The organism is Mesorhizobium sp. ORM8.1 (genome assembly GCF_053005525.2).
Genome location: NZ_CM132600.1, coordinates 2,439,734 through 2,453,727, shown reverse-complemented (window position 1 = coordinate 2,453,727; position 13,994 = coordinate 2,439,734). Strand labels below are relative to the sequence as shown.

The following is a 13,994-nucleotide window of genomic DNA, read 5'->3' as shown; positions in this document are numbered from 1 at the left end:
GGAGTGCTTGTGGGCTCGCCTGTGCTGAGGTTGGTTGCGCAGCGTATTGCGCTGGGCATTCTCCTTCTCTTCGCGGTATCCGTTATGATCTTCGCGGGCACCCAGATCCTTCCAGGGGATGTAGCGCAGTCTATTCTTGGTCAGGCGGCAACGCCGGAGGCGCTCGCTAATCTGCGTCATGAGCTCGGCCTCAATGATCCGGCGATTCTGCGCTATTTCGAGTGGTTGGGTGGGATTTTGACCGGCGATCTCGGCAGGGCTCTAACGACGCGACAGGAGATCGCCGCGACACTGATTCCGCGGCTGTGGAACACGCTATTTCTCGCCTTCTGGGCGGCCGTGGTGTCGGTTCCGCTCGCCATCATGCTGGGGCTGCTGGCGGTGAGCCATCGCAATGGTCCAATCGACAAGCTGATTTCGGCGACCACGCTTGCCACGATATCGCTGCCTGAATTCTTCATCGGTTATATATTTATCCTATTCTTTTCCGTGAAGCTGCAGTGGTTCCCGTCGATCTCGACCGTCTATGGCGGTATGCCCTTTCTGGAAAAGCTAAAGGTGATCGTGCTGCCGGTCACCACTCTAGCTCTTGGGGTACTGGCGCATATGATGCGGATGACACGTGCCGCGATCCTGAACGTGATGCAGTCGGCCTATATAGAGACTGCCGAGCTCAAAGGCATTTCTGCCTTTAATGTTATCCGCAAACATGCTCTCCCGAACGCGGTTGCGCCCATCATCAATGTGGTCATGCTCAATTTAGCGTACCTGGTGGTCGGCGTCGTGGTGGTTGAGGTAGTTTTCGTCTATCCGGGCATGGGGCAATATTTGGTCGACCATGTTGCCAAGCGGGACGTGCCAGTGGTGCAGGCGGTCGGCCTGATCTTCGCTGCCGTCTACATCGGGCTTAACATCGTCGCGGACGTTGGCGCGATAATCGCCAACCCGCGACTTCGTCATCCGAAATAAGGAGGGGCTGGTGCTCGACCTCAAGCGCGTCCCGATCTCAGCCTGGATCGGGTTAGTTCTGACTAGCCTCTTTGTCTCCTGTGCGCTGTTTGCGCATTGGCTCGCCCCCTACGGCAATGGAGAGATCGCCGGCGACGTCTGGGAACCTATGTCATCTGCGCACTGGATGGGAACCGACAATCTCGGACGAGACCTGCTCTCACGCATGATTTATGGCGCACGCACAACTATCTTTATCGCCGGAATGGCTACCGCCCTGTCCTTCTCGCTCGGCGCTGTCCTCGGCTTTGCGGCGGCTGTCCTGGGCGGTTTGGTGGATATGATGGTGTCAGGCATTGTCGAGCTCCTAATGTCGATACCGACGCTAATATTCGGTCTAGTCGTTCTAGCAGTGCTGCCCGCGAACAACATGACCCTCATTCTGGTCATGGGGGTTCTGAGTTCGACCCGCGTCTACCGCCTCGCGCGGGCGGTAGCGGTCGATATCAACGCTATGGATTTCGTGGAGGCAGCTAAGCTGCGCGGTGAGGGTCTCGGCTGGATCATCTTTCGCGAGATTCTGCCCAACGCGCTGTCGCCGCTGGTGGCGGAACTCGGTTTAAGATTCGTCTTTTCCGTGCTGTTTCTATCTGCGCTGTCGTATCTAGGACTCGGTGTGCAGCCCCCAGAGGCTGATTGGGGTGGCATGGTGCAGGAGAACACCGACGGCATTGTCTTCGGAGTTCCTGCCGCCCTCGTCCCGGCTGCCATGATCGCGGCCCTGGCGATCTCCGTCAACCTTATCGCCGACTGGATGCTTACGCGCACCAGCAGCCTCAAGGGAGGGCGCGACTGATGGTCAAGTCTGAAACAAAGCCGCAGCGCGAAAGCGGGTTCCTGCTCGAAATCCGCAACCTCAAGCTTGAAGCGACGGTCTGTTCGCCGGGCGAGAAGGCACACAACGTGACCATCGTCAATGGCGTGTCGCTGGCCCTGAAGCGAGGCAAGGTGCTGGGACTTATCGGCGAATCCGGCGCCGGCAAGTCGACCATCGGCCTTTCCGCCATGGGTTACGGCCGTGGTGGCGTCCGGATCACCGGCGGCGAGGTCTTCCTCAACGGCCGCGACATTCTAAAGGCGGGCGTCCAGGATTTGCGCAGGGTACGCGGCAGAGCCGTCTGCTATGTCGCGCAGTCAGCTGCCGCTGCGTTCAACCCCGCGCACCGGCTCATGGACCAGGTTGTCGAAGCAGCGCTTCTGCATGGCGTTGCGAGCAAAGCCGAGGCGGAAAAGCGAGCGCTCGCTCTGTTCACGAAACTCGGTTTGCCCGATCCCAAAAACATCGGTTGCCGTTACCCACATCAAGTCTCTGGCGGTCAGTTGCAACGTGTCATGACGGCGATGGCCCTCTGCTCCGAACCCGATCTGATCGTATTCGACGAGCCGACCACGGCTCTCGACGTGACGACGCAGATCGACGTTCTAGCAGCCATCAAGGACGCGATCCGGGACACGAGGGTTGCAGCGCTCTATATCACGCACGATCTTGCCGTGGTGGCTCAAGTCTCCGACGAGATCATGGTGCTGCGTGATGGTAAGACGGTTGAGCACGGAGAAACACGACAGATTGTCGAAATGCCGCGCACGGACTACGCCAAAGCGCTGGTTTCGGTGCGCTCCATCGACCACAAGGAAAAAGGCCGACCGACAAATCGCTCCTCTCGGTGGAGCACGTCACGGCTGCCTACGGGGGTGGTACTGTGAAGATTTTGCAGGACGTCTCGGTCGAGGTATATCCCGGTCAGACGCTCGCTGTCGTAGGTGAGTCAGGCTCAGGAAAATCAACTCTTGCTCGCGTCATCACGGGTCTGCTGCCGCCGATCGCCGGAAGCATCACCTTCGCCTGCCGCACGCTCAAGCCCAAGCTTGCCGACCGATCCAAGGATGATCTTCGCGAACTGCAGATGATTTACCAGATGGCCGATGTGGCGATGAACCCGCGCCAGACGGTCGGAACTATAATCGGCCGGCCGCTCGAACTCTATTTTGGGATCCGTGGACGGGAGCGCGACGCCAGGGTCACCGAACTACTGGACGAGATTGAAATGGGTAAAGGCTTTATCGACCGGTATCCTGCGGAGCTTTCGGGCGGGCAGAAGCAGAGAGTCTGCATCGCGCGCGCGCTGGCAGCCAAGCCAAGGCTCATCATCTGCGACGAGGTGACGAGCGCCCTCGACCCGCTCGTGGCCGATGGTATGCTGAAGCTCTTGCTTCGCCTACAGAAGATCGAGGACGTGGCCTACTTGTTCATCACGCATGACCTCGCGACGGTGAAGGCTATTGCCGATTCGATCGCGGTGATGTATCGGGGCGGAGTCGTCCGCTACGGTCCCAAGACGCAAGTGCTGACGCCGCCATTCGATGCGTATACCGACCTCCTGCTATCGTCCGTGCCACAAATGGAGATCGGCTGGTTGGAGCACGCGATTAGCGGTCGCCGCATGGAAAGCGCCGGGCGCTAAGGGTTTGCTTGGGTGCCGGCATGAAATCTTCGATATTAATCACGTGCTGTGCAGTCGGTGCAGGCTGCTAACTCATTGGTGCCGACATTCCGCACGTGGCTCTTAATCGCCGTCGTCGCCGGCGCGATGCCGCCGCGGGTCAAGTAGCGCAGCGAACTCCTGGACGAAGTGGGGTCACGCACCCGATTTCGTCCCTCAGCTGGAGACTCTCGGGTCGCCTCCGATGACCTCGGAACCATGACGGCATATGTTCTCGGGCGGCACACAGGAAGTGATGGGCCGGCGACCGGGCTGTCCGTAGCCGCTGTTCTCAGGCCACGGCCTTGAGTGGCGCGGGGGCATAGGCCCAGGGCAGCAGGTCGTCGAGCTGGCTTTGCGGATGGCCTGCGACGATGCGGGTGATGACGTCGGCGAGGTAGGCGTATCGACGCCGTTGAGTTTCGCGGTTTCTACGAGCGAGGCGATGGTCGCCCAGTGCTCGCCACCGCCGTCGTCGGCACACCATTAAGGACCTGGTCCGCCGGGCGTCGGCAGCCGCATGACGATGAAGCTGTTCGCAAGACATTCATGCCTAGCCTCGTGCTACAAGGCCTCCTTTCGAAGTAAGCGACGCGGTCCGGCGCATCACCGACGCCGCTACGCCGGCCTCCGGAAGTGTTGCCGGGACTTGATAATGCTCTTCGCCGTGATAGCAACGTGGGGGACACGGCGAGCACAGCGGGCATACCCATGATCGATGTTACTCGTCGCCTTGGGGCAGGTGACCTCAGTAGCCAGCTCGGACTGTTCCTCCTTCAAACGCGAGCGGGTCGCGGCGGTACGTCGTCACGAACCACGCCTTCCACCCATTGAGAGCCTTGATCAGCCGTTCGGGCTCTTCTGTTAAGTGAAAACCACTAGTACACCTCGGTGGAAGTTTTGACGCATTGGTTAGGCGGTCAAGGGTTTGCCGGCCCAGGTCCATTTGAATGGCTTTGCCATGGTCTTGCTGAAGTAGTCGATGAAGCGCTCGATGCGGTCTTTGAGATCGGCGGTGGAGGTGAAGCTGGCGCGGCGCAGCAGCTTGCGCACCAGGATGGAGAACCAGATTTCGATCTGGTTGAGCCAGGAGGCGTGCCTGGGGGTGAAGTGGAAGGTGATGCGATGGCTCTGATCGCTGAGGAACGCCGCGCGGCTGGCCTTTCTTGCAAGGACGCCGTCGTGCCCTTTGCGGCCGAGCGTTGCTTCATCGATGCCGCACTGGCGCGCCACCAGCCGCACGACGCCTTCCGACCTGTGGGTGTCGAGATTGTCGCATACGATGCGCCAGCGCATGGCCGGGGCTTCCGTGCGCAACAGGCCATCGAGGAAGCTGACGAAGTCGGCTTCGGTGCGCGTGTTTGCGATCGAGCCGCCGACCATGCCGGTGACAACATCGAAGTGGGCGATCAGCGTTTGCGTGCCGTGGCGGACATATTCGAACTCGCATCGCTCGACCTTGCCCGGCTTGATCGGCAAGGAAGGGGCGATCCGTTCGAGCGCCTGGATGCCGGTCATCTCGTCGACCGACACCGTTTTCGTCGTCTTTTGGGCTGCGATGGCGCGGCGATAGACGCTGCACACATCGATGCATCTGGTTTCAAAGTCCGGATCGGGCTTGGCCGTGAGCCAAGGGCGAACCAGATGCGGCTTGAGGTCAGATTCTTTTTAAAAAGCGCCCCACCGACCGAGGCGAGATGGATGTGACGATGCCGCGTCGTACCGCCTCGCGCGCCAGATCGCTCGCGCTCCAGTGGCTGATCGGAACCGCGCCGTCCTCCGGCCTGTAGCGCGACAATCTGGGAGAGAAGCTCTACGTTGATTGTCGCGCCGCATCCGGCCGCTCGCACGCCAATGCGACAATGGCACAAGTCTGTTCCGCCGTAATGGTCGCCGGCGCTCCCGAGCGTGGCGCGTCTTGCAACCGTTCCGCGACCGCCTCGCCCGCGCCATGCGCAAGCCAGCGCGCTCGCCACAAGCTCACCCCTTTGCGCCACACGCCCAGCCGCTGTGCGGTCTCACAAACGCCGACGCCATCGGCTGCCAGCACGATCATCCGCGCCCGAAGCGCCAGTTGCTGGGGTGTCGAATGGCTGCGGATCAAGCGGTCCAGCTCGCTGCGCTCCTCGGCGCTGAGCGTGAGTGGGGCAGAATGGCGCGACATGGCGTGCTCCTCAGGCTGCGAATCACCCAAAGTGAATCACCAAATGCGCGCCGCCGGAACCCCAACGAGTCGTAACTTCAGCCGAGGTGTACTAGCTGATAGGGAGTTTCCATCGCATTAGGTCCATGATGGGGACTGCGCCGAGTGAGTGATAAAAGGCACTTCCAATCTCGTTTGACAGGAGTGTTTGCCACTGGATCTCTTGGCATCCGCTTCGACGGGCAAATTGCTCCAAAACTGTAAACATTGCTCTCCCAATGCCTGAACGCCGCAGTTCGGGTTGCAGGTAAATGCAGTCGAGATAAATGTGGGGTTTTACAGATCTTGTCCTGGCTCTGATCGAGGCGGTCATGTATCCTCTGAGCGTGTCATGACAACTACCTCCTTCGTCGCAAACCCAACCGAATAACTGGGCAGGTTCTCCAAAAAATACCGAATGCCAATGTGCACTCAAATCACATTCCGTGATCAACGCCCCTTCTAGAGCGGCGTGTTCATCACAAAGCCTGCGCATTTGAGAAAAGTCGTTTGGACCTACAGCTCTGATTTCCACAGGGTTCACCTTAAAGTAGGGAAATGTCCTTAGATATTATTCGAGAAGGCTTCCATTCTCCACGCCTATCCCGATCTCAACGGCCAGGGGCGTGGAATGAGATGACGTTGGACTTATAAAAGAAGATGGGCGCCCGAGGCCAAAATGTTTGGGAGGTCATCGCCGAACACAGCTTGCAAAAGCATGACTTTGATGAACCGGCGGGTTGTCACGTTTTACCTCGTCCGGGTGGCTCCGCTTACCGTTCCATTCCATCTTTGCCCACTGGCAGGCCTTAGTCCACAACGATCAACCGGCGATCAACATCGGCCAGCCGTTCACCGCCGCTTTCGGTGACAACGAATGACTCTGAGATCGCCGCGCCGAACTCAGCTAGCCTGACTCCTGACTGAAAATGGAAGCACATTCCGCCCTGTAAAACAGTCTTGTCGCCTGTGCGAATGCTAACCGTTCGTTCGCCCCATTCCGGAGGATAGTTGAGCCCGATCGAGTAGCCGGAGCGGCCTATTTTGCTATACCCATGGCGCGTAAGGATACGTTGCCATACGGCATTGAGCTCTTCGACTACTATTCCGGGCTTTGCCATTTCGAGTACAGCATTTCCACCTTCGACTATCACATCGGCGAGGCGCGAGACCCCTTCGGGTGGTTTCCCGATGTGAACCGTTCGACACAGCGGCGCACAATACCGGCGTCGCGTCGCGCCAAACTCCATGAGTACCAGGCCAGAAGTTGGCAAGGGCTCGTCCGTCCAACCAAGGTGCGGAGCGTTGGTCTGTTCGTTGGTCTGAATAAGAGGGGGAGCGCTAGCGTCTCCGTACTTCCCGTCTACACCGCGTGTCTGACAACTGTAAACCTCTGCTACAATGTCATGTTGAGGTACTCCAGGCTTTAAGGCTGCGATTGCGCTCTGCATTGTATGAGTTGCGAGTCGACCTGCCTCTCTCATATAAACGAGTTCAGCGTCAGACTTTATTAGTCTTGACCAATTCACCAATTCTCGGCTGTCGGAGAACTTTGCATTCGGGAGGCCTTTAACGAGATGTTGATGGGCGCGAGCTGTATAGTAGTGTGCGTTAAGCTCAACGCCAATGCGATCCGACCCCCACCCGCGCAAATTGATTAGCTCGCACAGATCATCGAACGGATGCAGTTCAGAATGTTGAAGACGGTGGTCGGAAAATGACTTTATATTTTCAGCGGGTAAGTCCGTGGTAATATGGGCAGAATTCACATCAATGAACCGCCCGAACCAGATTGGTGTGTCCCATTGAAGGTGCACTAAGACCGCTTGAGGCACGTAGAACGAGTATCCATCGTAGCCAGTAAGCCAGTACATATTCGCAGGATCTTGGCAGATTAGCAGATCCAATCCTGCTGTCTCCATGCGTTGCTTGACGTCTTGCACACGACGACGAAACTCAACGGGAGGGAAAGGTTTCTCGAATTTCATTTCGTGGTCGTCCTTCGCTAAGTTTTGATACGACCAGGCAACTTTCGCTGTCTGTTGTGCCTTCGTAGCACGCATCAAGCGGTCGTCCCCCACGAAAGCTGCCTGAGTGCCGCGGAAAACCTGCGTTTTTGCTCCTTTTGTGCACCGCATCCTCACACCCTCGCGCAAGTCTCCTTCACTCGGGATTGCGCCAGTCGTGTGCAGGGTTGTTCGCCAACATGCTCGACCACTGGAAGACTGGAGCGTGCCCCTTCGTTGCTGGTCGGAGGTGTCTCTTCAGGTGCGACAGCGGGACGATAGTTCCGCAGGTTCGGCATTGCAGTTAGCGTCAATTGGCTTGCGCAGGCGTGCGTTCTGGCCCGCTGCATCACCAAATTCAACCGCCGAAAGGCGACATTGAAAGCACTCTAACAGGTGCCGATGCGTACTTCGACATCATCAAGGACAGCCCGAATATCACCCTTACAACGCGCCTAGGCGATCAGCCCTTTGCCGAAGAATAAAGTGGACTGAAGGCGATGGTCTCGGGGCATTCGGAAATATCGCTGCGAATCTGTGCCAACCAGGGGCTTTTTGCCGGCAACCTGCGGACATCCGAGAAATACGCATCAAATCTGCGGCCGGCTCCTTTTAAATTAGCGGGCCAAGGGACGCTAGCGCTTCCGTCGATGAAGGTTTGTTCTGGTCACCATGTGCGCGTTCAGGCTCAAATTTAGCGTTAACGACAGGTCGACTTTTGCGTACCCATGGTATGTCGAATTTAACAGGTAGGCTTCGGTTCGCTGCATTGTGAATAAAGGGCGCCAATCAGACAAAATTTACAATTACTGCTTTGCATATCGGGAGATGACTAATGTCGAAAAAGTTACTGGGTCAAGCTTCCAACGTGTCGGATGAAACCGTAACGCTCCTACAGGAGCTCATAAAAATTGAGAGCATCAACCCGTTGTTGTCGCCTCAGGGAAGCGGAGAAAAAAGGGTTGCAGAGTTTCTTATGGCTTTTTGCAGCGAGCGAAATCTTCCATTTCAAATCCAGGAAGTCGTGGATGGCCGGGCAAATATTCTGACTTGGGTTCCGGGCAAGGATCCCTACAAGCGCATCCTTTTCCTCGCCCACATGGACACCGTTCCCGTGACCAAGTGGGATGGAGACCCATTCTCGGGAGAGCAAAGAGATGGGCGAATCTATGGTAGAGGTAGTTGCGACACTAAGGGGTCGCTTGCGGCTATGTTGATCGCGCTAAGCACGCTCGGCGATCGAAAACCCAACGCCACTATCGTCGTATCGGGGGGCATTGATGAAGAGGGGCGCAAAATTGGCGCTCGCGCTATTGCTCAGTCAGGTGTTTCTTATGACGCCGCGGTGTGTGGTGAACCAACCAAGTTAGAAGTTGTTGTGGCTCATACCGGTTCCGTGCGATGGCAAATCGAGGTTGAGGGCGTGGCGGCACATACCGCTAGGCCCCATCTCGGTGTCAATGCCATCACCAGTATGGCTAAGATAGTACTGGCTCTGGATGATTATCATCGGACCCTGGCGGCTCGTAGGCATCCATTGGTTGGTCCTCCACTGCTGACCGTCGGTCTTATCGAAGGAGGCATAGAATTAACTACTGTGCCGCCGTCATGCCGCATTTGGGTTGATCGACGCCTCGTACCTGGAGAGCAGCCGCAAGACGCGATACAAGAGGTAGAAGACATATTGGAAACTTTCCGCCAGGGTAAAGACAAGATAAAGGTGCGGTCGTTGCTGCCCGCCTTGGAGGATCCAGCTCCGCCCAGTTCCGAGTCGAGCAAAATCGCAGCGGTAGCAGCAGCGGCTTGTGCTGACGTGGCCGGGACTGGGGACCTCATTGGAGTTCCCGGCGGCACAGATGCAAGCCAACTATCGTTGGTCGGGATTCCGTGCATTGTCCTTGGACCCGGGAGCACCGACCAGGCACATACGGAAGGGGAGTTCGTTGAAATAGATCAGCTCATCAAGGCAGTCGAAATATATCGGAAGATTATGCTCAGCTACTGACGGTCTTGCGATCATGGTAGAAAGTAAAACTTACTATTTGTCCACATCACGGCAGATCAGTTGCGTTATGATATGATGTCGAGGCAGAATTGAAACGACTTGACGTGCTTGTGGAACGGACCATCGTCACAGAGCTGGTGGGAGAGAATCAAGAATTTTAGGACGCGGTAACTGCGACATCACACCGATGATGCTCAAATATAGCGACAACGAGCGGGAGCTTGCCAGTGCGCCATCTCGCAGGCCGCCGGTTGGCGTCCCGGCGGCAGAGCACTTTCCGACCGCAACGCCTATTTCATGGCGGTGATGGTTGTCGCCGACTTTCATGGAGCATAGTTTGTCCAGATAAAAGTATTCGCTGTCTGTCGCTACGAGCGATAGTCAAGCAATGGGCGTTACAACGACACGATTCAAGGCTTGGCAGGGGGCATCTTTCCCGACGCTCAGCTTCGAGCAGAACACGGCCGACCGTCTGCCCGGTTCGACGCAAACACCGACCTGATACGCGCAGGTGCGAGACGGTCGAGCTTCTTTGGGCTTATCAAAGGCGAAGGATTCACTTTCGAATTAAGCGTCTGCCGGATGTCGCTTCGGAGATTTTTCGCCTCTACATCCGGACGATGGACGTCACCGGCAGGCCAGGCTTGATTTCGCTATTCAATGCCGCGCGACCTCTCTATTCGGGCAGGCCACCCACTAGGAACTAACTGTCTAGTCCCGGGATTTGATGGAGAGGGTTGAGCCTGAACCTTTGTGGCTCGATCATCCATTGTTTGCAGATGGACTCGACGGGTGAGAGGCCTTTGAGGGTCCTTGAGGCGGCGACCGAAGTTGTAGGCTGCAATGAAGTCGGCGAGGTGGCCTCGGAGCTGATCGTGACTATCGTAGTGGAGCGTCTGACGGTGGCTTCCTTGATGGTGCGGTTCATCCATTCGACCTGTCCGTTGTCCGGTATGTGATCTGTGGTGCCCTTTGGAAACAACCGATCCGCAAACGTCTCAACCGCCCTGGTCCGGACAACGGCACGGATGAGACCGAATTTGAATCTTGATCACCGCCGATCAAGCGTATATTCAACCCAAGACGCAGGTTTTCTGCGCAGATGGCGGATTTGGAGTTGTCATCTATGGATTTGGATAAAGTTGATCGCAAACTTCTCAACGCCGTGCAGCGCAACAATCGCCTCACGACAGAAGAACTGGGCGAAATTGCCGGCCTGTCTGCCACCGCGTGTCAGCGGCGATTGAAGCGACTGCGTGAGTCCGGTGTAATCGAGGCTGATGTGGCCATAGTCTCGCCGAAAGCTGTTGGTCGGCCTTTGATCATGCTGACTTCAATTAGCCTTGAGCGCGATCGCGCGGACATAATTGACCGCTTCAAGCAGGCGGTCCGGCGCACGCCGGAAATCATGAGCGCATATTATGTGACGGGTGAAGCCGACTTCGTTCTTACAATTTCCGTTCGTGATATGGCCGAGTATGAAGAGTTTACTCGCCGTTTTTTTCACGAACATTCCGATATAAAGGGCTCCAAGACAATGGTGGTAATGGACCGAATTAAATCGTCCTTCGCTCTACCGATTGAAGACTAGATCACGATCGCCTGCGCAGGACAAAATTCTAAAACAACGAGTAGATGGCCTAAAATCGCCTACCTTCCCGAGCGTTAAGCAAAATACTGGTGGCGTCCGGCTGTTTGGCATTCCGGCGGGCGCTGGGCGGTCGACAGAGACGCGTCATGCTGAGTTCACCGTAGCGGCGGAAGATATCCGCCACTTCCGGCCCCGAGCGGGCCATCGGCGCGCTCAGAAGTATTGCGGCTTGGCGGGCGGCGGTAAGGTGGCCGCCGGACGAGGCAAGAGCTCGAAGGGGCTCGACGTGGCGCAGACCTTGTTGGTGGCAATCCGCAGGTAATGGGCGGTGGGCGCGAAGCTCCTGTGACCGAGCAGTCGTGAGTCATAATATGCATCCTCTTATCTCATTGAAACTCAAAGGCCTGCTGCGCGGGATTTGGTGTGACCGAAGCTGACGATCGTCTCCTGGCTGCAAACGCGGCCACGTCCTCGGCCATGATCACCCAGGGTGAACCCGTGCACACCTTGTCGGCCCTTGATGTCGCCGCGACGGATCATGCGCAGCGCCGTCATCTTGCAGGCGCCAATGATCTCGGCCGCGGCGTCGAGCGTGATCTCGCCGCGCTCGGCCCGTTCGCCGTCGCGGTAGACTGCGATGCCGTGGTGAAAGCGGAAACCGCGCACGCGCTGTTGCGTCCATCCGTCGCTGTAGCCGGTTGGCTTGCCGCATGAACTGGCCCCCATTTCGAAATTTCACTGGCAACTCGATGGCCTCGGCGGGCAGCCAGATATGCACCTGACGCACGCTTTGGAACTCGGCAAACTTCGAGAAGACGAGTTGCAGTGCATCCTGCACTCGCTGATCCGGGTTCTTCTCAATCCGGTTGCGCCCAACTTTTACATAGCCTGCTGCAACACCGAGGATCAGCGCGCCGCGCCGCGCTTTCTGCTTCAGCGCCTCCTGCGAGCGCTGGCGGAACAGCGAAAGCTCGAGCTCGCTCATCGTGCCTTTCATCCCCAGCAACAGCCGATCATTGGGATGGCGAGGATCGTAGATTCCGTCCCCGTCGACGATGATAGTCCCGACTAATCCACAGAACTCGATCAACGTGTGCCAGTCACGGCCGTTGCGCGCCAGACGCGACGCCTCGATCGCGAGCACGGCGCCCGCGCGCGCTTCGCAGATCGCCGCCAGCAGGCGCTCGAAGCGCGGGCGCGTGATTCCGCCGCCGGAGCGGCCGAAATCATCGTCGATGACCTCGACATCGGTCCAGCCGAGCTGATTGGCGCGATTGACGAGCCCATGTTGCCGGCGTTGGCTCTCGTGATTGTGCGTCAGCTGATCGGCCGTCGACTGTCGGATGTAGACGTACGCGCTGCGCGCAAGATGCTCAGTCATGACTTTGCTCATCGCCGGTCTCCGCGTTTGCCAGTGCCGTCGCGATCTCGCGCAGCAGGGCTTTCACCAGAGCCGCCAGATCGACCATCTGTGCGGCCGCCAACTCGACGGGGGACTCGTCCTCGTCGAACAGACTTGCCTGGAGTTCTTCGGATTGGCGGATCATTATCGGCCTCCTCCGTCTTTGATTCGGACTGGAGAAAGTTTAAAAGCGCATCAATCTCGGCGCGCAGGGACCGGAGGATATCGACAGAAAAACGGGGCTTCTCACCGAGCGCGTATTGGCCCGCAGCTTCGTGTGTCATCCACGCCGGGATGCAGGCGAGTGAGCTGTCGGGTTGCACGATGACCACCAGCTCAACGCCGCGGTACTCGAGCTGCCGCTTGATCAGCACGGTCTCGCCGCATCGGGGATGAAACCGGTAGTAGATCAGCCCTCCAAGCAGGTGTTCGTGGGCAATATGTCGCCGTTCCGAGCAGCAGTTGAATGGTGCGCACGTCGGCACCGGCCTCCAACAAATGGACGGCAAAGGCGTGTCGTAGGCTGTGCGGCGTGACCGGCTTGGACAAGCCGGAGAGGTCGTGCGCTTTCGCACACGCATGTCGCACCGCATCCCTGGTGATCGGCTCGCCGGCGCGGTCGCCGGGGAAGAGTCAGCGCGACAATCAAGTTGAGAGCGGCTTCTTATCCAGATCGTCGCGCTACAGAAGAGCCAGGCTACTGGCCGGCGTACCTTCCAGTAGCTGCGCAGGATCTCCAGGAGCTTGGGCGACAGCATCACGTAGCGGTCCTTCTGGCCTTTGCCCTGCTCGACACGGACGACCATTCTCTGGCTGTCGATGTCCGTGGGCTTCAGCTGATTCGCCTCCGAGATGGGCAACCCGGCAGCATAGCACGTGGTCAGGATCGAGTGATGTTTGATGTCGAGCACACAGCCGAGGAGTTGTTGAACTTCCTCGGGACCGAGGACGATCGGCAGCTTTTGCGGGTTTTTCGGAAGCGGCAGAACCTCTTCAGGTGCCCAGTCCCTTTCGAGCGTCACGCTGTAGAAAAAGCGCAGCGCCGCGATGGCGGTGTGGATCGAACCGGGCGCGAGCTTCTTCTCGTTGGTCAGATAGACCTGGTAGGTCCGAATGTCCTCGCGCCCGAGCAGGTCCGGCGACTTGCCGAAACAGCGAGCGAACAGCGATACCTGTTGCAGATACGAGAGCTGGGTGTTGAGCGCGAGGTTGCGCACCTGCATGTCCTCGCTCATGCGCTGGCGAAGTTGGGTCATGACGAGCTCCATTGTCCGATGGAATGGGCTGCAAGCAGCCACCCCATGCTCGCGCAGTTGGAGC

10 protein-coding genes and 5 pseudogenes are annotated in these 13,994 nt (G+C 57.9%); 5 read left to right on the top strand and 10 right to left on the bottom strand.

Going from position 1 to position 13,994, the window contains the following annotated elements:
• Positions 1-9: 9 nt before the first annotated feature.
• The 3 genes and pseudogenes from ACVDG8_RS12595 to ACVDG8_RS12585 all read left to right on the top strand — a co-directional run bounded on the left by ACVDG8_RS12595 (position 10) and on the right by ACVDG8_RS12585 (position 3,470).
• A complete protein-coding gene (locus tag ACVDG8_RS12595; protein WP_447257319.1) occupies positions 10-969 on the top strand; it encodes an ABC transporter permease in 960 nt (319 codons plus the stop codon).
• A gap of 10 nt (positions 970-979) precedes the next feature.
• Positions 980-1,804, top strand: coding sequence for an ABC transporter permease (locus ACVDG8_RS12590; RefSeq protein ID WP_447254981.1), 825 nt, complete (start codon positions 980-982; stop codon positions 1,802-1,804).
• A pseudogene (locus ACVDG8_RS12585) lies at positions 1,804-3,470 on the top strand (ABC transporter ATP-binding protein). Before ACVDG8_RS12590 ends, ACVDG8_RS12585 begins: the two are co-directional and overlap by 1 nt.
• Positions 3,471-3,780: 310 nt before the next feature.
• On the opposite strand, the pseudogene ACVDG8_RS12580 reads toward ACVDG8_RS12585, so the two are convergent.
• The 5 genes and pseudogenes from ACVDG8_RS12580 to ACVDG8_RS12560 all read right to left on the bottom strand — a co-directional run.
• Positions 3,781-3,974, bottom strand: a pseudogene (locus ACVDG8_RS12580) (transposase domain-containing protein); the annotation flags it as partial.
• Between the two features lie 426 nt (positions 3,975-4,400).
• On the bottom strand, positions 4,401-5,072 hold the full coding sequence (locus ACVDG8_RS12575; RefSeq protein ID WP_447254979.1) for a transposase: 672 nt from the start codon (positions 5,070-5,072) through the stop codon (positions 4,401-4,403).
• Between the two features lie 229 nt (positions 5,073-5,301).
• Complete coding sequence (locus ACVDG8_RS12570) at positions 5,302-5,652, bottom strand: helix-turn-helix domain-containing protein (protein ID WP_447254978.1); 351 nt, start codon at positions 5,650-5,652, stop codon at positions 5,302-5,304.
• A 91-nt stretch (positions 5,653-5,743) separates the two neighbouring features.
• Positions 5,744-6,166: an N-acetyltransferase family protein gene (locus ACVDG8_RS12565; protein ID WP_447257318.1), complete on the bottom strand. Its 423-nt coding sequence runs from the start codon at positions 6,164-6,166 to the stop codon at positions 5,744-5,746.
• A 313-nt stretch (positions 6,167-6,479) separates the two neighbouring features.
• The gene (locus ACVDG8_RS12560) at positions 6,480-7,658 is read right to left on the bottom strand and encodes a M24 family metallopeptidase (RefSeq protein WP_447254977.1); all 1,179 of its coding nucleotides are present in this window, start codon (positions 7,656-7,658) and stop codon (positions 6,480-6,482) included.
• Positions 7,659-8,511: 853 nt separating this feature from the next.
• Between ACVDG8_RS12560 and ACVDG8_RS12555 the strand changes: the two genes are divergently transcribed.
• Positions 8,512-9,681 (top strand): M20 family metallopeptidase, encoded by a 1,170-nt coding sequence (locus ACVDG8_RS12555; RefSeq protein ID WP_447254976.1) that lies wholly within the window; start codon positions 8,512-8,514, stop codon positions 9,679-9,681.
• 703 nt (positions 9,682-10,384) lie between these two features.
• Here the strand turns inward: ACVDG8_RS12555 and ACVDG8_RS12550 are convergent.
• Positions 10,385-10,627, bottom strand: a pseudogene (locus ACVDG8_RS12550) (IS3 family transposase); the annotation flags it as partial.
• 180 nt (positions 10,628-10,807) lie between these two features.
• Between ACVDG8_RS12550 and ACVDG8_RS12545 the strand changes: the two are divergent.
• On the top strand, positions 10,808-11,272 hold the full coding sequence (locus ACVDG8_RS12545; RefSeq protein WP_447254975.1) for an Lrp/AsnC family transcriptional regulator: 465 nt from the start codon (positions 10,808-10,810) through the stop codon (positions 11,270-11,272).
• A gap of 213 nt (positions 11,273-11,485) precedes the next feature.
• On the opposite strand, the pseudogene ACVDG8_RS12540 reads toward ACVDG8_RS12545, so the two are convergent.
• From ACVDG8_RS12540 to ACVDG8_RS12525, 4 genes and pseudogenes are all read right to left on the bottom strand, one after another.
• Positions 11,486-11,629 (bottom strand): annotated as a pseudogene (locus tag ACVDG8_RS12540) (integrase); the annotation flags it as partial.
• Positions 11,630-11,753: 124 nt separating this feature from the next.
• Positions 11,754-12,665 carry a recombinase family protein gene (locus ACVDG8_RS12535; RefSeq protein ID WP_455707720.1) on the bottom strand — a complete coding sequence of 304 codons (912 nt, stop codon included), beginning with the start codon at positions 12,663-12,665 and terminating at the stop codon, positions 11,754-11,756.
• Complete coding sequence (locus ACVDG8_RS12530) at positions 12,646-12,819, bottom strand: hypothetical protein (RefSeq protein WP_455707719.1); 174 nt, start codon at positions 12,817-12,819, stop codon at positions 12,646-12,648. Before ACVDG8_RS12530 ends, ACVDG8_RS12535 begins: the two co-directional genes overlap by 20 nt.
• Before the next feature lie 305 nt (positions 12,820-13,124).
• Positions 13,125-13,930: pseudogene (locus ACVDG8_RS12525) on the bottom strand (site-specific integrase); the annotation flags it as partial.
• Between the last annotated feature and the right edge of the window lie 64 nt (positions 13,931-13,994).